This window comes from Actinomyces sp. ICM47 (genome assembly GCF_000278725.1).
In the GTDB taxonomy this organism is placed as follows: Bacteria; Actinomycetota; Actinomycetes; order Actinomycetales; family Actinomycetaceae; genus Pauljensenia.
The window spans coordinates 1-19751 of sequence record NZ_ALCA01000106.1; the positions used below are offsets into that span (position 1 = coordinate 1).

Genomic DNA, 19751 nt, shown 5'->3' on the forward strand with positions numbered 1-19751 from the left:
GGGGCAGGGGGGACGCGGAAAACTATCTCAGAGGTGTTCCTTCTCCCAGACCTCCTTGTAGAAGTCTGCGAGCTCGAGCTTGGAGGCGGCGGCCTCGTCGAGGAGCACGGTGACGTCGGGGTGGTGCTGGAGGATGGACGCGGGCCATCGCTGAGTCACGCCACCCTCAATCATGGCCTTGACCGCATCTGCTTTACCCGCACCCGTGGCGATGAAGATGTGGGCGCGCGAGTCCATGATCGTGCCCAGGCCCTGGGTGACGCAGTGCGTGGGGACCTGGTCGATGTCGCCATCGAAGAAGCGTGCGTTGTCACGGCGGGTCTGCTCGGTCAGGACGCCCACGTGGGTGCGCGAGGCGAGGGTGCCGCCGGGTTCGTTGAAGCCGATGTGGCCGTCGCTTCCGATGCCGAGGACCTGGATGTCGATGCCGCCGTCAGCCTTGATGGCCTCGTCGTAGGCGGCGGCACCTGCCTCGAGGTCATCGCACCAGCCGTCGGGGCCGTGGGCCGCTCCCTCGGGCATGTCGACGAGGTCGACGAGGTTGCGGTGGATGAAGTTCGCGTAGCCCTCGTAGTGGTCGCGGGGAAGGCCCACGTACTCGTCGAGGTTGTAGGAGCGAACCTGGGCAAAGGAGATCTGACCGGCCTGGTAGCGGCGCACGAGCTCCGCGTAGAGCTTCAGCGGCGAGGAACCGGTGGCCAGGCCGAGCACAAAGTTCGGCTTAGCGCGGTAGACCTCGAGGATGCGGTCTGCTGCGAGGGATGCGATCTGATCTTCGTCGTTGAAAATTCCAATTCTCATGTGTTTAACCTTACACTGCTGACGTCGATTTGTCAGACGAATCAAGGATGATTTTCCAAAAATGCGCGAGCCGAGTTATCCGTGCAGGGCGGCGACAATTCGCTCGACCTCGGCTTGATCGGTGCCGGAGGTCCCAGGCGCACGCATGTGGACCTCGCGAGCACCCGAGGCCGCCACGACCTCGGCAACGTTGTGGGCGCGCAAGCCGCCCGAGACGAGGATGATGATGTCCTCTCCCCCGCGCTCGACCAAGCGCGCCAGCACCTCGGGCTGAGCAGCCGCAGGGTGGCCGCCAGTCGTCAGCACGCGGTCGTAGCCCAGCTCCATGAGGACGTCGAGGCCCCGATCCTGATCGAGCACCTGGTCGAAGCCCCGGTGGAAGGTCAGGGGTGCGTCCTCGGCGATGTCGCGCAGTCGAGCAGCCGCGTCCACGTTAATGGACCCATCGTCCGCTAAAACACCGACCACGAAGCCCAGACGCACGGGAGACCCGCGACCAATGGCGCGCAGCGTCACGATATCGGAGGCGATACGGTCGACCTCTTCGCGCGAATGAACGAAGTTGCCGGGTCGCGGGCGCACGAGCACCTGGACGCCGCCCGCAGGGGCGACCTCAAGGGCGCCAGCCACCTCGTCGAAAGCGGGGGTCAGGCCCCCGCACGACAGGTCAGTGCAGATCTCAATCCGATCCGCTCCCCCATCGCGCGCACGGCGCACACCCACAGCATCTTCGACGCAAATCTCAACAACCGTCACGGCTGCCACCTTTCATAGCAGGTCGATCCGCCCACGCGGGCGGCCAGGATCGCGGCTCCCCAACGCCCGCCCGCTCCCCCGAGGGAGGCGCGGACAATCTCGGGTGCATCGCGGAACGTCAGCATCGAGGCACACTCCTCGCGCAGCGGTGCCAGCAGGTTCTCCCCCGCATGGGACAGGCCGCCGCCGATGATGATGCGCTCGACGTCGACGGCGAGCGTCATGTGGGTCAGCGAGAGGGCGAGAGCCCGCACGGCGGTCCCCCACACGTCGGTGGCCACCGGGTCGGTGCCAATTGCTTTCTCGATGGCCTTGGTGCCGATGTCCTCGCCGGTTACCTGGAAGTATCGGCGTGCGATGCCCTTCGCGGAGGCGTAGACCTCCAGACACCCGCGCGAGCCGCACCGGCAGGACTCTCCCCCGGGGAAGATAGGCGCATGCCCAACCTCTCCAGCGCTGAAGGTCGCACCGCTCCACAGGGCGTCGCCGAGCATGAGGGCAACGGAAATACCGGTGCCGATCGGCATCATGAGGAAGGAGGAAGCCCCGCGTCCCGCACCGAGGAGTCCCTCGGCCAGGCCCGCGGCTCGCCCGTCGTGCATGAGGGCCGCGGGAACGCCCGTCGCTTCCTCGACAGCGCGGGCGAGTTGAACGCCACGCAGCTCCAGGTTCGCCGCGTACACGACGGTTCCGTTGTCCTCATCGACGAGGCCGGGGCAAATCAGTCCGACACCCACCAGTCCCGGATGGGCATGAGCCAACCGGGAGCCGATGTCGCCCACCTGCTCGGCCACGGCCTCGCACCTTGTGGGTTCACTCCCTTGCGTGAGGATTGCGCCGGCCTCATCGACGATCATCCACTTGATGGAGGTGCCGCCGATATCGATACCCGCGAATACCGGCCTATCTGCCCCCTTGACGGCACTCATGGCACAACCACCTGAGCGTGCACATCGGGATCTGCCATATCCGGATCGAAGGGGAACATCGGTCGGTCGATCTTGTGGTGGCCGAGGCGGATGAGGTCCTGGTCGACGCCACCGGGGGTCAGCGCCATGAGCCAGCCCTTCTGGGTCTCGTACAGGTCGGGCTCGAGGTAACCGATCTTGACGACGACGACGTCCGCTTTCGTGATATCCACGCCGAGCAGCTCGAACTGGCAGTACATCGTGTACTGGTTGCGGTTCGTGGTGACGATGAAGCGCAGGCCGCCGGTGCGCAGCAGGGCGGTGTGGCCACCCATCGGGTCGTCGGCGAGAGCCTCGACCGTGGCATGCACGCTCAGGGTCCCAGGCTCGCGGGTATCGATGTGTCCACCGACCTCAAGGTCTACCTCGGCACCCACGCCGGCCTCCCACGCGACTGCGGCCGCGACGGGGTCGATAATCGAGGCATAGACAACGTCAAGCGTCGCCTCCTGAACGGGCTTCCACTTCAGCAGGGCCGCGAGCGCGACCGTCACGTCGTCGGCACCGCCGGCACCCGGGTTGTCGCCGGAGTCGGAGATAAAGAAGGGCTTGGGGCCCTCCTCGGCGGCGACCAGGCATTCTTCCATGGAGGCGACGGGGGCGACGAATTCGAAGCGGTCGTGCACGTCCCAGAAGTACTGGCCGATGCGCTCGGCCTGCTCCTTGACGATGTCGGCGTCGTCGCCCGTGACGACGACCGCGCCCTTGCAGCGGGGTTGGTCGGCCCACGCGAAGCCGATCCAGATGGCGGCGTCGAGGATGCCGTCCATTTCTTCGATGGGGTCGATCATCTTGTAGAGGGACTTGGCGGGTTCGATGCGGGTCGAGGTCTTTTCGCCGGGCAGCAGGACGGGCACGTGGACGAGGGCCTTGACGGGCTTGGGTGCCCCGTTGAGGAGGCGCATGCCCAGGTTGTAGGCGGCACGACGGCGCGACTCGAGGGCGTCCTCGTGGGGCGCGAGACGGTAGCAGGTGAGGATGTCGCACCCGTTGAAGAGGTCCTGCGAGACGTTTCCATGCAGGTCCATCGAGGCGCTGACCATCGGATCGGGGCCGATAACGTCGCGGATCGCGTTGATGAGGTCGCCCTCGGCGTCGTCCATGCCTTGGACGCTCATGGCACCGTGGATGTCGAAGAAGAGGCCGTCGAGGGGACCGGCCGCAGCGAGGCCTTCCAGGATCTCAGCCTTCCAGGCGTCGTAGGCACCGCGTTCGACGACACCGCCGGGCAGAGCTCGTGCGTGCAGGACGGGGATCCACTCGATCTGGGTGGCCCAGTCCTCGTCGCGCCAGTAGAAGCGGTCCATCAGCTCCTCACCGCGCGTGACGATAAAGTCGTCGGCGGTCGAGACGTAGGGCGTGAACGTCGAGGATTCGATGTGGATACCGGCGACCGCAATGCGGGGCTTTGTCATGAGCGATTCTCCTTTGAGATCTTATGGGGGGTAAGGGACGACAGGCCCCAGAGCGCGGCATCACGCCCGGAGCGGGACGACTCGATGACCAGGTCTTCCATGATGGAGGGCAGGCATGATTGGTGAAGCGCGGCGCGCACGCCCGCGCTGAAGGCGTCAACGGCGGACAGGGCTCCGCCGACGATGACACCTTGAGGTGCCAGGAAGGACACGAGGTGGGCGACGCTGAGTCCCAGGAGTGTCCCCGCCTGGCGGATGGCGGTGGCGACTTCGGGCACGCCGCCGCGCGCTGCGGCCAGGAGCTGTGCGTTGTTCTCGTAGACGAGGCCGGAGGCAGCCAGGTCGGCTCGAATCGAGTCGGCCGAGGCGATGGTTTCCAGGCAGCCAACGTTGCCACACTTGCAGGGGCGGCCCGCGGCCGCCTCAATGGGGATATGCGAGATGTCCCCGGCCAGGCCGCCCTGCCCGACGAGGGGGGTGCCATCGACCAGGTAGGCACCGCCGATAGCGGAACCGGCCTTGATGTAGATGAGCGTATCGATGGGGGTCACGCCCTCCAGGCGACGCCGGTAGACGGATTCGCCGATGGCTCCCGCGCGCGCGTCGTTTTCGATGATCGCGGGCAGACCGCACTGCTGTGCCACGGCCTCGGCGACGTTAATCCCATCCCACCCGGGCATGCGGGCGGGACGGATAACTCGCGTACGTTCGGCATCGACAGGACCGGGCACGGCCAGCGCGAGGCCGCCCACGCGCACGCCGGCTGCTTTCTCCTGGCGGCTGATTTCTTCCATGACAGCTGCAAGGACGGCCTCGGGCCCCTTTGCGATGTCGATGAGGAGGCTGGTGGCGCGCCCGATACCGCGGGTCGGGTTGGTCAGGGCGACGAGGCCGTGGTGGGCTCCCAGCTCGACGAGGGCGAGTGCACCGGCTCCCTCCGACGTGACGAGTCGGCGTGCCCTGCGTCCGCCCGTGGAGACAGACTCGTCCGCTTCGGCGATAACCCCGGCCTCGACGAGTCGCGATACAGCCGCTGACACGGTCGACGCAGCGAGTCCGGTTTGTTTGACAATCGCGGGCCGCGTGTCTGCCTGGCCAGAGCCGATCAGTGTCAATATAGCCTCATCGACATCATGAGTCGCCATGACACCTCCCTTGACAAGTTTTTCGGTAACCGCAATGTTACACGGCACTCAACACTGAGGACAGGACCTATTATGCCTCAGTGACGAAAGTTTGCTACTTCTTTCGTCGAAAATCGCTGTTATTTTTTCGCAATATTCTCAAATTTATCGAAACCGGCAACATTGGCCGACAATCTGTCATATGATGAAGCTCGTCTGACGGGGCCACGTTCCGTCAGAGTCCCCGATCAACGTTGATTTGGAGTAGTCATGAACCTCAGATTGAAGCGGTGGATCACCGCAGGTGCGGCACTCGCCATGGTCTCCACTATGGGCTTGTCCGCCTGTAGCTCTAACCGTGCGCTCACCTCAGAGACCGGAAAGAACGAGGTCACGATGGCCTCGCGCATCCCCAACTGGATCTTCCCCGTCTCCGCCAAGGGCTACACGCAGGGCGAGAATGGACAGTTCATCCAAGCGATGTACCGCCCACTCTTCGCCTACAAGTCCACCTCCGAGACGCCCTACAAGATCAACCTCCCCAAGTCCCTGGGCACGGTTCCCGAAGTCTCCGAGGACGGCAAGACCTACACCATTAAGCTCCGCGACGACGCCACGTGGTCCGACGGTACGGCCGTGTCCACCCGCGACGTCGAGTTCTGGTGGAACCTGGTGACCAACAACAAGGACCAGTGGGCCTCCTACAAGGAAGGCTTCTTCCCCGACGGAGCCTCGCTCGATATCAAGGACGAGCACACCTTCTCTATCACGACCACCGACACCTTCAACCCGTCCTGGTTCATCGACAACCAGATCAACAAGGTCGCACTGCTCCCCCAGCACGCCTGGGACAAGACCGGCGCAGACGAGGCTGTCTCCGACCTGGACCGCACCCCCGAGGGCGCCCAGAAGGTCTTCACCTACCTGCAGGGCGAGGCCAAGAACCTGTCCACCTACGCCACGAACCCCCTGTGGCAGACGGTGAACGGCCCCTGGAAGCTCTCCTCCTTCACCCCCGACCAGGGCCTCGAACTGGTCCCCAACGAGAACTACTGGGGCGAGGACAAGCCGAAGATCGACAAGCTGATCTACAAGTCCTTCACCGGTGACGACGCCGAGTTCAACTCCGTGCGCTCGGGTTCCATCGACTTCGGCTACATCCCTGCCGCGCAGTACAACCAGCGCAAAGCCGTTGAGAACAAGGGCTACAACGTCTTCCTGTGGCCCGGCAACAGCATCACCTACCTGGCCCTGAACTTCGCACCCCAGGCTCCCTCCTCGAAGTACATCAACCAGAAGTACATCCGCCAGGCGATGCAGCAGCTCATCGACCAGCCGACGCTGTCGAACAAGATCTGGTCCGACACCGCCTCCCCGACGTGTGGCCCCGTCCCCATGGCAGCTGACAAGGTCGGTACCACCGAAGGCTGCGTCTACAAGTTCGATCCGGACGCCGCAAAGAAGCTCCTGGAAGACCACGGCTGGAAGGTCGTGCCCGACGGTGCCACCGTCTGCGAGAACCCCGGCACCGGCGAGGGCCAGTGCGGGGAGGGCATCGCCGCCGGCGACACGCTGAGCTTCAAGCTCGTCTCCCAGTCAGGCTTCGTCTCCACGCACCAGATGTTCGAAGAGATCATCTCCCAGTTCGGCAAGCTCGGCATCAAGATCGACATGAACGAGGTCCCCGACTCGGTCGGCGCCTCGCAGGCATGTGACGACGAGACACCCTGCACCTGGGACCTGTCCTTCTTCGGCTCCCAGACCTCGTGGGGCTTCCCGATCTACGCCTCCGGCGAGCGCCTCTTCGCCACTGGTGCCCCTGTCAACCTCGGCCAGTACTCCAACCCCGAGGCGGACAAGCTCATCGAAGAGTCGACTCGCTCGACCGCGCCCGACGCTCTCCAGGCATACAACGACTACCTCGCGGAGGACCTCCCCGTTCTGTGGATGCCCAACCCGTTCTACCAGATCACCGCTGTGAAGAAGACGCTCAACCTGGGCGAACTCGACGCGACGGGCGACACCTGGCCCGAGGACTGGTCGTGGCAGACCGAGACTAAGTAAGCGCTCGACCCACCACCTCACGGGGCAGGCGTCCGCACCCGCTCTCACGCGGGCGCCTGCCCCCTTACTGTGGAGTTCGTAATGTTCCAATTCATCCTGAAACGCCTCGGCCAGGCAGTCGTCGTCGTCTTCCTGGTCACTATCATCACCTTCGTCCTTCTCCAGTCCCAGCCGGGCGGTGCCGCCCGAGCCGCACTGGGCAAGGACGCGACGAAAGAACAGCTCGCGGCCTTCGATCACGAAAACGGATACGACCGGCCGATCCCTGAGCAGTACGTCACCTACCTCAACAAGATCGCGCATGGCGATTTCGGCTACTCCTACCAGCACAACCAGTCCGTCAACGACCTGCTGGCAGCCCGCCTCCCGCGTACCATCTTCCTCTCTCTGCTCTCCACCATCCTCGCCCTCATCATCGCGATCCCCCTGGGGGTTTGGCAGGCGGTGAAGAGAAACAAAGCACCCGACTACATCGTGACGATCGCCTGTCTGCTGGCCTACTCGACGCCGATCTTCTTCGCGGGCCTGCTCCTCATCGTCCTCTTCTCGCAGGTATGGCCGATCCTGCCCAACGACGCCCCGCAGGGCCAAGACCTGGCCGTCATGTGGGAGCAGTGGGACCACCTGATTCTGCCCGTCTGCGCGCTCTCAGTTGGCACAATCGCCGCCTACGCGCGCTACGTGCGTTCCTCGATGGTGGACAACCTCAACGAGCAGTACGTGCGTACCGCCCGCGCCAAGGGCCTGTCGGAGTTCCGCGTCGTCTTCGTCCACACGCTGCGCAACGCCATGTTCCCCGTCATCACCATGATCGGCCTCTACATTCCCGCGATGTTCTGTGGCGCCCTCGTTATCGAGACGCTCTTTAACTTCAACGGCATGGGCTACCTGTACTACCAGGCGACCGGCCGACGTGACTACCCGATCCTCCTGGGCGTGGCCCTGATCGTCTCCTTCGCGACGGTCATCGGTGCTCTCCTCGCGGACTTCCTGTACGCCCTGGCCGATCCCCGCATTCGACTGGCAGGACGATCGAAATGACCACCGCTACCGCAACCCCCGATGCGCCCGCGAAGGCGCCCGCCGCCCGCAAGTCGACCAAACTCCAGGGTCTACAGGTTTTCATGGAGAACAAGCTCGCCGTCTTCGGCGTCTGCCTGCTGCTGATTCTGCTGGCATTCTCCTTCATCGGCCCCATGTTCTATGTGACCGACCAGATTCACACCGACCTGTCCATCTCTCAGATGGAACCATCGGTCGAGCATCCGCTCGGCACGGATATGGTCGGCTACGACCAGCTCGGACGCCTCATGAAGGGCGGCCAGACCTCGATCATCGTCGGCTTGTTCGCCGGCATCATCGCGACCACGATCGGCACCCTGTACGGCGCGATCGCAGGCTTCGTCGGTGGTTGGATCGACGCGATCATGATGCGTATCGTTGACGCGCTCATGTCCGTGCCCGTCCTGTTCCTCTTCATGCTCATCGCCACGATGATCCCTCCGACGGTCCCCGTCCTGATCATCATCATGTCGGCCCTGTCCTGGCTGGGAACATCCCGACTCATCCGAGGCGAGGCCCTGTCCCTGCGCACACGCGAGTACGTCGTCGCGATGCGTGGCATGGGCGGGTCGATGCCCCGAGCAATCCGCACACACATCGTGCGTAACACGATCGGTACCGTCATCGTCAACGCGACCTTCCAGGTCGCCGACGCAGTCCTCTACGTCGCCTACCTGTCGTTCCTTGGTCTGGGCGCGCAGCCTCCCGCCACCGACTGGGGAGCCATGCTCTCCAACAGCCAGTCGCACGTCTACTCGGGCAACTGGTGGCTGCTCTACCCGCCGGGCGTCCTCATTATTCTGCTGGTTCTGTCGTTCAACTTCATTGGCGACGGCCTGCGTGACGCCTTCGAAGTTCGACTGCGCAAGAGGTGAGAAGAACTATGTCTAACTCTCCGCTCCTGGACATCCGGGACCTCCACACTGACATTGAGATCCGCTCCGGCGTGGTCCACGCCCTCTCCGGTGTCGACCTGCACGTTAACCCGGGCGAAACCCTGGGCATCGTGGGTGAATCCGGCTCCGGTAAGACGATGACCGCCCTGTCCCTCATGGGTCTGCTCCCCCAGGGAGGCTCAGTCTCCTCCGGCCAGATCATTCTGGACGGACAGGACCTGACGAAGCTTGCGCTGAAGGAGAAGCGCAAGCTGCGCGGCACGAAGGTCGGCATGATCTTCCAGGATCCGCTCACGTCCCTGAACCCGACCATGAAGATCGGCCTTCAGGTGTGCGAGCCGCTGCGCGTTCACGAGAAGCTCTCCAAGAAGGAAGCTCTCGAACGGGCCGTCGAGATCCTTAAACGTGTGGGTATGCCTCGCCCCGAGGTGGTCATTAACAACTACCCGCACCAGCTCTCGGGCGGTATGCGTCAGCGCGTCATGATCGCCATGGCCCTCGTCTGCAAGCCGCGCATCCTGATCGCCGACGAACCGACGACGGCTCTCGACGTGACGACGCAGATGCAGATCCTCGACCTCATCGACGAGCTGCGCGACGAGTACCAGATGGGCGTCATCCTCATCACCCACGACCTGGGCGTCGTCGCCGGGCACACGGATCGTGTGGCCGTCATGTACGCCGGTCGCATCGTGGAGACGGCTCCGACGAAGACGCTGTTTACCGAGCCGAAGCACCGCTACACGAGTTCGCTCATGGCTGCTCTGCCCGAGCGCGCTCTGGCCGCCGGCACGAAGCTCTTCTCGATCCCGGGTGCTCCCCCGTCGCTAACTAACTTGCCGGTGGGCTGCCGGTTTGCGGCCCGCTGCCTGTGGGCAACCGACGAGTGCCGCGCGGGCTACCCGGACCTGAGTGGGGACGACGCCCACACCTTCTCGTGCTTCCACCCGGTACAGGAGGGTGACGAGTCTCCCGCGGCTCTGCAGGCAAAGCTCGACACGCAGAAGAACGGGGACGAGGCCGGGGCGCAGCAGGCCCCGCTGGTGTCCTCGGAGGTCCTGCTCGACGTCAAGGAGGCCTCGCGCGAGTACGAGTCGGCCGGTTCCGGCTTCTTCAAGCGCGACAAGGGCGTTGTCTCCGCCGTGGACCGCGTGTCGATTACCGTCAAGAAGGGCGAGACCTACGGCCTCGTGGGCGAATCGGGTTGCGGCAAGTCGACGATGGGCCGACTCATCGCGGGTCTTGAGCGGCCCTCGAGTGGTGCCATCGAGCTGGATGGGCGCGACCTGGCCACGCTCAAGGGCCGTGACGCGGTGACGATCCACCGCGACGTGCAGATGATGTTCCAGGACTCCTATGCGGCCATGGATCCGCGCATGCGCATCGACCAGATCCTGGCCGAGCCGATGAGCATCCAGAAGACTGGGAACGCTCGCCAGATCGCCGAGCGCATCATGGAGATCATCGAGCAGGTCGGCCTGACCGAAGAAATCCTGGACCGCTACCCCCACGAGTTCTCGGGTGGACAGCTCCAGCGCATCGGTTTTGCCCGCTCGCTGACCCTAGCACCCGACTTGATCGTCGCCGACGAGCCGGTCTCCGCTTTGGACGTGTCCGTCCAGGCGCAGGTTCTTAACCTCATGAAGGATCTGCAGGCTGAGCTGGGCCTGTCCTACCTGTTCATCAGCCACGACCTAGCGGTCGTGCAGTACATGGCGGACCGCATCGGCGTCATGTATCTGGGCCGCATCGTCGAGGAGGGACCGGCGAAGGAGGTGGTCGAGAATCCGAAGCATCCCTACACGAAGGCGCTGATCGACTCGATCCCCGTCCCCGACCCCGAATTCTCCCACGACGACCGGGCCATCAAGCTGACCGGCGAGCCTCCGAGCGCCGTCAACCCGCCCGAGGGTTGCCGTTTCCGCCCGCGCTGTCCCTTCGCTGGCGAGGAGTGCAAGATCCAGCCCGCTCTCACGGATGAGCGTCACCGCGTGGCGTGCCACCATCCGCTCCTTCAGATTCGCAAGAGGGAAGAGGTGGGCGCGTAAGCACATAGTCGTCTGATCTACTCCAGGGGACGCCCCCGGCCCGATTCGCTCGGGCCGGGGGCAATCGTATGCCTCCCCTGCTGCAAGGCGGGCGCGTATACCTGTGGGGCACGACCGAGTGGTCGTGCCCCACAGGTAATGCGTTGGGTTAGCGCGTCACTTGGAGACGGCCTTCTTCAGCGTGGAGCCAGCGGAGAGCTTGACGCCGTAGCCAGCGGGGATCTTGATCTCTTCACCGGTGCGGGGGTTACGGCCCGTGCGAGCGGCGCGCTCGACGCGCTCGACGGAGAGGAGGCCGGTGACCTTGACGGCCTCGCCCTTAGCCAGGGACTCAACGAGGACAGCCTGGAACGCGGCCAGGGCCTCGTCGGCCTTCGCCTTGGTCAGGTCGGCGCGTTCGGCAATCTGAGCGACAAGCTCGGTACGGTTCACGGACATTGAGAAACCTCATTCCTGTTCGTTCTTTGGTTACCACTGTCGTGGCCACGAATGACACAGTACGAAATCTCCGACGATTTCGCCGAGTTTAGGGCCATATTTCGCGGATTTCACGAAAATTGCCCGCATTTCAGCCCAGAAATGTACATTTCTGTATTGCACATCACACAAACTTCTCAGCCGTTCAGCGCTCACCCGCCTCCAAACGCGCTATCACCGGCGCATTTTTCGGTAAGGACAGGAGTCCTATTGAATGACGAAACAATCTAGACGGTGCACGTGACAAACACGCACGGCACACGCACCCAGATGGACCCGTGAGGCGGCACGCGCGCAGGAGCACCTCAATCAGCAAGGGTGGGGAGCAGCCTGTCGGCCACTCCCCACCCTGATGACTCGCGTCCGCACCCTCACGCGGAGGCGCGCTGCTTGTTCCACACGTCGAACGCAACCGCCAGGAGCAGGACTGCTCCCTTGACGATCTGTTGGGTGGAGGTAGAGGCACCCATGAGCTGCATACCATTGGACATGACGGCCATGATGAGGCCGCCGATGAGGGCACCCGAGAGACGTCCAATACCACCGGTCGTCGACGCCCCGCCAATGAAGCACGCGGCAATCGCGTCGAGCTCGAACATGTTGCCGGCCGAGGGCTGCGCGCCGTTCATACGGGCCGAGTAGACGACGCCAGCAACGCCCGCGAGGAAGCCCATGTTGACGTAGCACCAGAAGGTGACCTTCTTGACATTGATGCCCGACAGAGCCGCCGCGGACTTATTGCCGCCGATCGCGTACACATCGCGGCCGAACATCGTCGAGGAGGCGATGGTCCCGAAGACGAGCACGAGGATTGCCAGGAGAATCAGAACGATGGGCAGGCCGCGCTCGATGGAGAGCTTGTAGGCGAACCACATGACGACGATGCCGATGACAACGATCTTCGCGATGAAGAGCCACATGGCTTCGACGGCCTGATTGTAGGAGATACGTGCGCGGCGGGTGCGCAGCTGCTGGTAGGCGAAGCCAGCCACGCCGATGCCGAAGATCACCAGGGTGAAGACGTCGAAGCCGTTACCGCCCAGAAGGCCATTGAGGAAGCCATTGGCGATGTTGTAGTAGCCCTTGGGGAAGGGAGAGAGCGAGACATTGTCGAGAATCTGGTAGGTCAGGCCGCGAAAGAGGAGCATGCCGGCCAGCGTGACGATGAAGCCAGGGATACCCACGTAGGCGACCCAGAAGCCCTGGAAAGCTCCGATCAAGATACCCATGACGAGGGCGGCGATTACGCCAACCCACCAGGGGTAGCCGTGCCTGATGACGAGAGCACCGCTGAGTGCACCCGTCACGGCCACGACCGAGCCGACGGAGAGGTCGATCTGAGCCAGGACGATGACGAAGAGCATGCCGATCGCGAGGATCAGGATGTAGGAGTACTGCAAGACGATGTTCGTCAGGTTGCCCGACGAGAGGAAGGTGTCGGGGTTGAACGCCCAGAACAGGGCGACAATGGCGACGAACGCAATGAAGATGCCGCCCTGACGCAGGTTGGCCTTCAGCGTGTCAACCAGGCTGATTTCGGCGGTCATTTCTGCTCCTCCCTTGCGGGTTCGATAGTCATGAGTTCCATGAGGTTTTCCTGTGTGGCGTCGTCGGCCTTGACCTCGCCGGTGATGTGACCGTACGCCAGGGTGTAGATGCGGTCCGAGACGCCGAGGATTTCCTCGAGTTCGGAGGAGATGACGATGACGGCTTTGCCTTCTTCGACCATCTTGTTGATGAGGGTGTAGATCTCGAACTTCGCGCCGACATCGATACCGCGCGTGGGTTCGTCGAGGATGAGAACGTCCGCGTCCGTGTAGAGCCACTTCGACAAAACAACCTTTTGCTGGTTGCCGCCCGAGAGGGATCCGGCCTTTTGGAGGACGGAGTGAGAGCGGATATTCATTCGCTCCTTGTATTGGGCGGCGACCGCCAGCTCCTTGTGTCCATCGACGAGGCCTCGGCGCGAGAGCTTGAACAGGCCAGCGGTGGCCACGTTGTGTCGAATGTCGTCGATGAGGTTGAGACCGTACTGCTTGCGATCCTCGGTCGCGTAGGCGATGCCGTTCTTGATTGCGTCCGAGACGTTCTTGATCGTGATTTCTTTGCCATCCTTGAAGAGCTTGCCCGAGATGCACGTGCCGAAAGAGCGACCAAAAATGCTCATCGCCAGTTCGGTGCGTCCGGCACCCATGAGACCAGCGATACCGACGACCTCGCCATGACGCACATTGAAGGAGGCCCCTGAGATCACGACACGCCCCGCCTGAGTCGGGTGGTAAACGGTCCAGTCTTCCACACGGAAAACCTCCTCGCCGATCTCCACGTTGCGCTCGGGGTAGCGCTGAGTGAGGTCACGGCCCACCATGAGCGAAATGATCTTGCCCTGCGTGGAAGCGGGGTCCTTCATGTCGATCGTCTCGATCGACTGGCCGTCGCGCAGGATCGTCGTACGGTCGGCGATCTCGGCGATCTCTCCAAGCTTGTGGGAGATGATGACGATGGAGACGCCCTGATCGCGCAGGCTGCGCACAAGGTCGAGGAGCTGGGCCGAGTCATTGTCGTTGAGGGCGGCGGTGGGCTCGTCGAGGATGAGCAGACGCACGTCCTTGGACAGCGCCTTACCGATCTCGATGAGCTGCTGTTTGCCCACGCCGAGCGTGCCAACCTGGGTTGTTACGTTTTCCTTCAGGCCGACCTTTTCCAGGACCTTTTCGGCGCGGTGATTGACCTCGTGCCAGTCGATCAAGCCGAGCTTGCGGGGCTTATCTGCACCCAGGAAGATGTTTTCTGCGATCGACAGGTAGGGAACGAGGGCCAGCTCCTGGTGGATGATGCCAATACCGAGGGCCTCGGAGTCCTTGATGGAACGGAATTGGACTTCCTTGCCATCGAAGATGATGGCACCGTCGTACTGCCCATGTGGGTAGACGCCGGAGAGAACCTTCATGAGGGTGGACTTGCCGGCACCGTTTTCACCGCACAGGGCGTGGACTTCGCCGGAGCGGACATCAAGGTTGACATGCTTGAGGACGGGCACACCATTGAAGCCCTTGTCGATGTCGCGCATTTCCAAAATGTTCTGCGTCATGTTTGCATTCCTCGAATCGGAAGGGGTGGGGTGCGGAGCCGATGCCCCGCACCCCGTCGTCGTTTACTTCTTCACGACGCCCGCATCAACGTCGGCTTGGGTGTAGTAACCGGAGTCGATGAGCTTTTCCTTGAGGTTGTCGGTGTAGATGGTTTCGACCTCGAGCAGGTAGGAGGGCACGACCTTCACGCCGTTGTTATAGGTGGTCGTGTCATTGGCCTCGGGTTCGCTGCCCTCAGCCATCGCCTTGATGACCGTCACGGACTGGGCGGCCAGGGTGCGGGTGTCCTTGAAGATGGTGGATTGCTGGATGCCGTCGTTGATCATCTTGGCGGAGGCGATTTCGGCGTCCTGGCCGGTCACAGCGGGCAGGCCGTCCTTGATGGTAGGGCCGTAGCCAGCACCCTGGAGGGCTGTGATGATGCCCCGGGAGATGCCATCGAAAGGCGAGAGGACGCCGGCGAGGGGTTCAGAGCCGCCACCGTAGGTCGAGGTCAGCAGGTCCTCCATGCGCTTCTGGGCGACTTCCTGCTGCCAGCGCAGGATGGCGACCTGGTCGAAGCTGGTCTGTCCGGACTTCACGACGAGAGTGCCGTCGTCAAGGAAGGGCCTGAGAACGCTCATCGCACCATCGAAGAAGAACTTGGCGTTGTTGTCGTCGGGCGAACCGGCGAAGAGTTCAATGTTGAGCGGACCCTTGGGGGCGCTATCGAGCTTTTTGCCGTCCTTGTCGGTCAGCCCCAGGCCGTACAGCAGCGCGTTGCCCTGAGCGACACCGACCTTGAAGTTGTCGAAGGAGACGTAGAAGTCAACGTTTTCATTATCACGAATGAGGCGGTCGTAAGCGATGACCGGGATGTTCTTTGCCCCGGCGGTGTCGAGCTGGCTCGAGAGGGCCGTGCCGTCGATGGCGGCGATGACCAGCATGGTGGCCCCATTGGTGATCATCTGGTCGATCTGCTGGGTCTGGGTGGGAATGTCATCGTTTGCGAACTGGAGGTCGACCTCGTATCCGGCCGCTTCGAGGCCCGACTTCACGGCGTTGCCGTCGGCGATCCAGCGCTCGGAGGTCTGGGTCGGCATAGCGACACCAACCTTGACTGTGCCGCCGTTCGAGGCCGCACCACTATCGGAACCGGTGGCACCACCGGCACCGCCTCCCGCGCATCCGCTCAGTGCAAGGGCACCGGCCGCACAAGTGGCTGCGACCGTTGCTATCTTTCCAAAGAAACCACGTGTCTTCATGGAATATCTCCTGTTTATTGCCTCGACATCGCTGTCGATGGGCATCACGTCTCCACACATCCGTCGTGCGGTCTGACGGCTTTACGATATGAGAGGAATGTCACCTACACCATGCCCAATCGATAACAGTCCAATAACAATTGTTAACGTTCACATTCTCAAGAACTGCCATATACATAAAAGAAACGCTGGGAAACGCATGAATTTATCGCCGTACATTCCTGCCGTGACAAAATGTGACATTCCTTCGACAAAGCGGAAGCCATCGTGTCAGACGTGGCGACGATGCAGAGCTCATCAGGACCGCAGTCTTCCAGTCATCCTCAATACCGAAGTCCGAGCTAGCCACGTGTTGACTCAAACACCGAAGTGACACTCCGATTCAATCTTGTCTCCCTCCGCGACGGCATCATGACGCACGTTGTCGTCAAAGCGAACCACACGCGCCTCGTTGACGACCACACAGCCGTCATCTGCACCCCCGCATCTCGGGGCTGCGGCCATTCACGCTCCTGCCTGAGCGCCGACAAACATCCGTTGAGTGAGCGTTCATATCTCCACGCACACAAGGCACGCACGCAGAAGAAAAGGCTCCTGAACGGGCGCACGGCCCCGTCGAACCACGCACAACGAGGCGGGTGGGACGCACGTAGGTATCGACCGAGCTTCCCTCTAGCGCCTGGCTAACAGCCTCCATCGCGCAGCGCCCACAATCAGCGAAATCCTGGTGAACCGTCGTCAGTCCCGGCCTCGCGTGCGGTAATCTCCAGGGCAATCAGCATCGAGGAGGGGCCAACATGAGCCGAGGTCGTGGTCACGACACCGATAATGCCTGAGCGGGCGGTCACCAGGGTTCAGGCCACGGAGTTTGGACGGTATCCCAGCTGCGCAATCGCGGCCTGCACGCGTTCGCGCGTCCGCGGCGACACGCGCCCCTTACCGTTCACAACGCGAGACACTGTCTGATGCGAGACACCGACCAATTGAGCTACGTCCGCCATCGACGGAGGACGACCGTTGCGCGACATACCGGTCCCCTCCCGTATGCGTCCTGCTTTGTTCACATCCTCAACGAAACGCACAAACGGCATATTACACGCCACACTTTTTAAATAAATCGTCAAACGTTCATACTGATCACAGAGAATAGAGGCGTCCCTAACACCACTTGGATAAAGGTCCAGGAGACACAGATGGCATCACGCCCCTCGTCCGCTCCCCACCCCGTCGATCAAGTTCCTCCCTTTGGAAAACTCACCATTCTGGGTATTCAGCATGTCCTCGCGTTCTACGCGGGTGCCGTGGTCGTCCCGTTCTTCATTGTCAAACAGCTCGGGCTCGACGATGAAACTCTCATTCACCTCATCAACGCAGACCTGCTCACCTGCGGCATCGCCACCATCATCCAGTCGGTCGGCATCGGCCGCTTCGTCGGCGTGAAGCTCCCCCTCATCCAGGGCGTCACCTTCACCGCCGTCTCCCCCCTCATCGCGATCGGCGCGGCGGCCACGCCACCCGGCGCCGACCCGAAGACCGGCCTGGCCACCATGTACGGCTCCATCATCGCCGTCGGCCTCATCGTCTTCCTGGCCGCCCCCTTCTTCGCCAAGCTCCTGCGTTTCTTCCCGCCGGTCGTCACGGGCACGCTCCTGACGGTCATGGGCACGACCCTGCTTTCCGTCTCTGCCGACGACATTTTGAGGTGGACTGACGATGCACCGGCGGACACGAAGGCGGCGCTCACCTTCGAATCGCTCGCCTACGCCATCGGCACCATCGTCATCATCGTCCTCATCCAGCGCCTCTTCAAGGGCTTCATGGGAACGCTCTCAGTCCTCCTCGGCCTCGTCATTATGACGGGTGTTGCCTTCGCGATGGGCAAGACCAATTTCGCAGGCGTCGGAAACGCCAGCTGGGTGGCCGTCACCCGCCCCTTCTTCTTCGGGCTCCCCCAGTTCTCTGTGACTGCCATCATCGCGATGATCATCGTCATGGCCGTGACCGCCGTGGAGACCACGGGTGACGTGTTCGCGACCGGCGAGGTCGTGGGCAAGCGTATCGCCCCACGTGACATCGCCAACGCCCTGCGCGCCGACGGCCTGTCCACCCTGCTGGGCGGCGTCCTCAACTCCTTCCCCTACACCTGCTTTGCGCAGAACGTCGGCCTGGTGCGCCTCACCCGTGTGAGCTCCCGCTGGGTCGTCACCACGGCGGGTGTCTTCATGATCATCCTGGGCCTGCTGCCCAAGGCGGCGGCCATCGTCGCGGCCATCCCCTCCCCCGTCATCGGCGGCGCCTCCCTGGCGATGTTCGCCAACGTCGCCGTCGTCGGCATCCAGACCCTGGCGAAAGTCGATCTGCGCGACAACCGCAACGCCGTCATCGTCTCCACGTCGATCGGCCTGGCCCTCCTCGTCACCTTCAGGAAAGAGGACATCCTCACGGCCATGCCCTCCTGGCTGCAGATCATCTTCGGCTCCGGCGTGACCATCGGCTCGCTGACGGCCATCATCCTGAACATCCTGTTCTTCCACATCGGACGCCAGGCTTCGCCGGACGTGGCCGTGGTGGACGGCAAGAAGATCAACCTGGACGACGTCAACGCGATGGATCGCGACCAATTCGTCGCGACCTTCTCCTCGATGTTCTCCGCTCACACGTGGCCGGTCGAGCGCGCCTGGGAGTCCCGCCCCTTCGCCTCTGTGTCCGAGCTGCGTTCCTCCTTCGAGAACGCCGTGCTGGCGGCAACGCAGCAGGAGGCCGAAGAACTCATTGCGTCGTACTCGGATATCGTGTCGCTGGTCCTCGATGGCCAGGGTGACGAGCAGTCCCTGGCCGATACGGCGAACCTGTCCGTCGGTGATCTGACGGACAAGGAGGCTGAGGAGCTGCGCGCCCTGGCCAGCGCGTACCGCGAGAAGTTTGGCCGTCCGCTGGTGATCTGCGTGGATAACGTGGTGGACCGCAAGCACCTGCTGGAATCCGGTTGGCGCCGCGTCGAGCATTCCCCGGCCCGCGAGGCTCGTTTCGCCCTCGGCGAGGTCATCGATATCGCCGACCTGCGCTTCGATCAGCTGGTCGCCGACGCGAACCCCATGCGCGCCGCGTGGGACGCGGGGGTTGAGCGCCTCTAGAGTCGTTCGCCCTGTCAGTGACGAGGCCGGGGCGCGTTGGGCTTTTTCGTAGAGTCCCGGCGCGCCCCGGCCTTGTGCTGCCCGAGTGTCCCAACAGCCACTACGCATAACATCCCGGGTGGCGCTTGTTGCTCCTGACTATGCGGGAGGGGCGACCGGGTTGGCCGCCCCTCCCGCATGCGCTCGGATTGTCAGCGATGCGTCACCGATCCCACGAGAAGCCGCACAGCTCGTTGAGCTTCTCGCCGTGCGCCGAGAGTTCTGTGGTGAGGTCTAGGACCTCGTTGGATTCGTAGAAGTCGGCACCGTTGTTCATGGCGTCAGCGAGCTTGTCCATGTCGGTGATGACGTCCGCGTACGCAGCCTTCACGTCATCGTTGGTGACCTTCTTGGCAGCTTCCTTGTGGATGGCGAGGAACACATCCAGTTTGTTCTTGAAGTCCTCGGAACCAGAGAACGCGGACAGCGCGTCCACCTGTTCCAGGGCGTTATCGCGGGCGTTGTTGATTTCTTTGCAGGCATCGGCCTTGGACTGGGATCCGCAGGCAGCCATGCCGAGCGGGAACAGAAGGACGAGGCCGGCGGCGACGAGACGGCGCTTCATGAGGTTTCTCCTTGATTGAGTTCGTGATGCCGCGAAAGTCTATCGCTTTTCCACTTGGTAAGCAGG

At 62.9% G+C, this 19751-nt stretch carries 16 protein-coding genes and 1 pseudogene; 5 read left to right on the plus strand and 12 right to left on the minus strand.

Features of this window, described 5'->3' with window-relative positions; all coding sequences use genetic code 11:
• Positions 1 to 27: 27 nt before the first annotated feature.
• The 5 genes from nagB to HMPREF1136_RS07450 all read right to left on the minus strand — a co-directional run bounded on the left by nagB (position 28) and on the right by HMPREF1136_RS07450 (position 5085).
• The gene (gene nagB / locus HMPREF1136_RS07430; RefSeq protein WP_009648735.1) at positions 28 to 801 is read right to left on the minus strand and encodes a glucosamine-6-phosphate deaminase; all 774 of its coding nucleotides are present in this window, start codon (positions 799 to 801) and stop codon (positions 28 to 30) included.
• Between the two features lie 75 nt (positions 802 to 876).
• Positions 877 to 1557, minus strand: coding sequence for a copper homeostasis protein CutC (locus HMPREF1136_RS07435; RefSeq protein WP_009648736.1), 681 nt, complete (start codon positions 1555 to 1557; stop codon positions 877 to 879).
• Complete coding sequence (locus HMPREF1136_RS07440; protein ID WP_009648733.1) at positions 1554 to 2486, minus strand: ROK family protein; 933 nt, start codon at positions 2484 to 2486, stop codon at positions 1554 to 1556. Before HMPREF1136_RS07440 ends, HMPREF1136_RS07435 begins: the two co-directional genes overlap by 4 nt.
• Positions 2483 to 3940 carry a M81 family metallopeptidase gene (locus HMPREF1136_RS07445; protein WP_009648741.1) on the minus strand — a complete coding sequence of 486 codons (1458 nt, stop codon included), beginning with the start codon at positions 3938 to 3940 and terminating at the stop codon, positions 2483 to 2485. Before HMPREF1136_RS07445 ends, HMPREF1136_RS07440 begins: the two co-directional genes overlap by 4 nt.
• Positions 3937 to 5085, minus strand: a complete 1149-nt coding sequence (locus tag HMPREF1136_RS07450) for an ROK family transcriptional regulator (RefSeq protein WP_009648742.1) — start codon at positions 5083 to 5085, stop codon at positions 3937 to 3939. Before HMPREF1136_RS07450 ends, HMPREF1136_RS07445 begins: the two co-directional genes overlap by 4 nt.
• Positions 5086 to 5334: 249 nt before the next feature.
• On the opposite strand from HMPREF1136_RS07450, the gene HMPREF1136_RS07455 reads away from it, so the two are divergent.
• The 4 genes from HMPREF1136_RS07455 to HMPREF1136_RS07470 all read left to right on the plus strand — a co-directional run bounded on the left by HMPREF1136_RS07455 (position 5335) and on the right by HMPREF1136_RS07470 (position 11134).
• Positions 5335 to 7128, plus strand: a complete 1794-nt coding sequence (locus tag HMPREF1136_RS07455; RefSeq protein ID WP_034505370.1) for a peptide ABC transporter substrate-binding protein — start codon at positions 5335 to 5337, stop codon at positions 7126 to 7128.
• A gap of 81 nt (positions 7129 to 7209) precedes the next feature.
• Positions 7210 to 8169 (plus strand): ABC transporter permease, encoded by a 960-nt coding sequence (locus tag HMPREF1136_RS07460; protein WP_009648737.1) that lies wholly within the window; start codon positions 7210 to 7212, stop codon positions 8167 to 8169.
• Positions 8166 to 9065, plus strand: coding sequence for an ABC transporter permease (locus tag HMPREF1136_RS07465; RefSeq protein WP_009648740.1), 900 nt, complete (start codon positions 8166 to 8168; stop codon positions 9063 to 9065). The genes HMPREF1136_RS07460 and HMPREF1136_RS07465 overlap by 4 nt, the downstream gene beginning before the upstream one ends.
• 8 nt (positions 9066 to 9073) lie before the next feature.
• A complete protein-coding gene (locus tag HMPREF1136_RS07470; protein WP_009648745.1) occupies positions 9074 to 11134 on the plus strand; it encodes an ABC transporter ATP-binding protein in 2061 nt (686 codons plus the stop codon).
• A 156-nt stretch (positions 11135 to 11290) separates the two neighbouring features.
• Here the strand turns inward: HMPREF1136_RS07470 and HMPREF1136_RS07475 are convergent, their stop codons facing one another.
• The 6 genes and pseudogenes from HMPREF1136_RS07475 to HMPREF1136_RS11500 form a co-directional block, all read right to left on the minus strand.
• The gene (locus HMPREF1136_RS07475) at positions 11291 to 11572 is read right to left on the minus strand and encodes an HU family DNA-binding protein (RefSeq protein ID WP_003790058.1); all 282 of its coding nucleotides are present in this window, start codon (positions 11570 to 11572) and stop codon (positions 11291 to 11293) included.
• Between the two features lie 410 nt (positions 11573 to 11982).
• The gene (gene mmsB, locus HMPREF1136_RS07480) at positions 11983 to 13158 is read right to left on the minus strand and encodes a multiple monosaccharide ABC transporter permease (protein WP_009648730.1); all 1176 of its coding nucleotides are present in this window, start codon (positions 13156 to 13158) and stop codon (positions 11983 to 11985) included.
• On the minus strand, positions 13155 to 14702 hold the full coding sequence (gene mmsA / locus HMPREF1136_RS07485; RefSeq protein WP_009648734.1) for a multiple monosaccharide ABC transporter ATP-binding protein: 1548 nt from the start codon (positions 14700 to 14702) through the stop codon (positions 13155 to 13157). The genes mmsB and mmsA overlap by 4 nt, the downstream gene beginning before the upstream one ends.
• A 63-nt stretch (positions 14703 to 14765) precedes the next feature.
• On the minus strand, positions 14766 to 15947 hold the full coding sequence (gene chvE, locus HMPREF1136_RS07490; protein WP_009648739.1) for a multiple monosaccharide ABC transporter substrate-binding protein: 1182 nt from the start codon (positions 15945 to 15947) through the stop codon (positions 14766 to 14768).
• 357 nt (positions 15948 to 16304) lie between these two features.
• The gene (locus tag HMPREF1136_RS11495) at positions 16305 to 16451 is read right to left on the minus strand and encodes an L-arabinose isomerase family protein (protein ID WP_442852135.1); all 147 of its coding nucleotides are present in this window, start codon (positions 16449 to 16451) and stop codon (positions 16305 to 16307) included.
• Positions 16452 to 16690: 239 nt separating this feature from the next.
• A pseudogene (locus HMPREF1136_RS11500) lies at positions 16691 to 16948 on the minus strand (LacI family DNA-binding transcriptional regulator); the annotation flags it as partial.
• Positions 16949 to 17140: 192 nt separating this feature from the next.
• Here HMPREF1136_RS11500 and HMPREF1136_RS07495 point away from each other — a divergent pair.
• Positions 17141 to 19081 (plus strand): solute carrier family 23 protein, encoded by a 1941-nt coding sequence (locus tag HMPREF1136_RS07495; protein ID WP_009648749.1) that lies wholly within the window; start codon positions 17141 to 17143, stop codon positions 19079 to 19081.
• A 202-nt stretch (positions 19082 to 19283) separates the two neighbouring features.
• Here the strand turns inward: HMPREF1136_RS07495 and HMPREF1136_RS10320 are convergent, their stop codons facing one another.
• On the minus strand, positions 19284 to 19685 hold the full coding sequence (locus tag HMPREF1136_RS10320) for a hypothetical protein (protein ID WP_009648748.1): 402 nt from the start codon (positions 19683 to 19685) through the stop codon (positions 19284 to 19286).
• Positions 19686 to 19751: the final 66 nt, after the last annotated feature.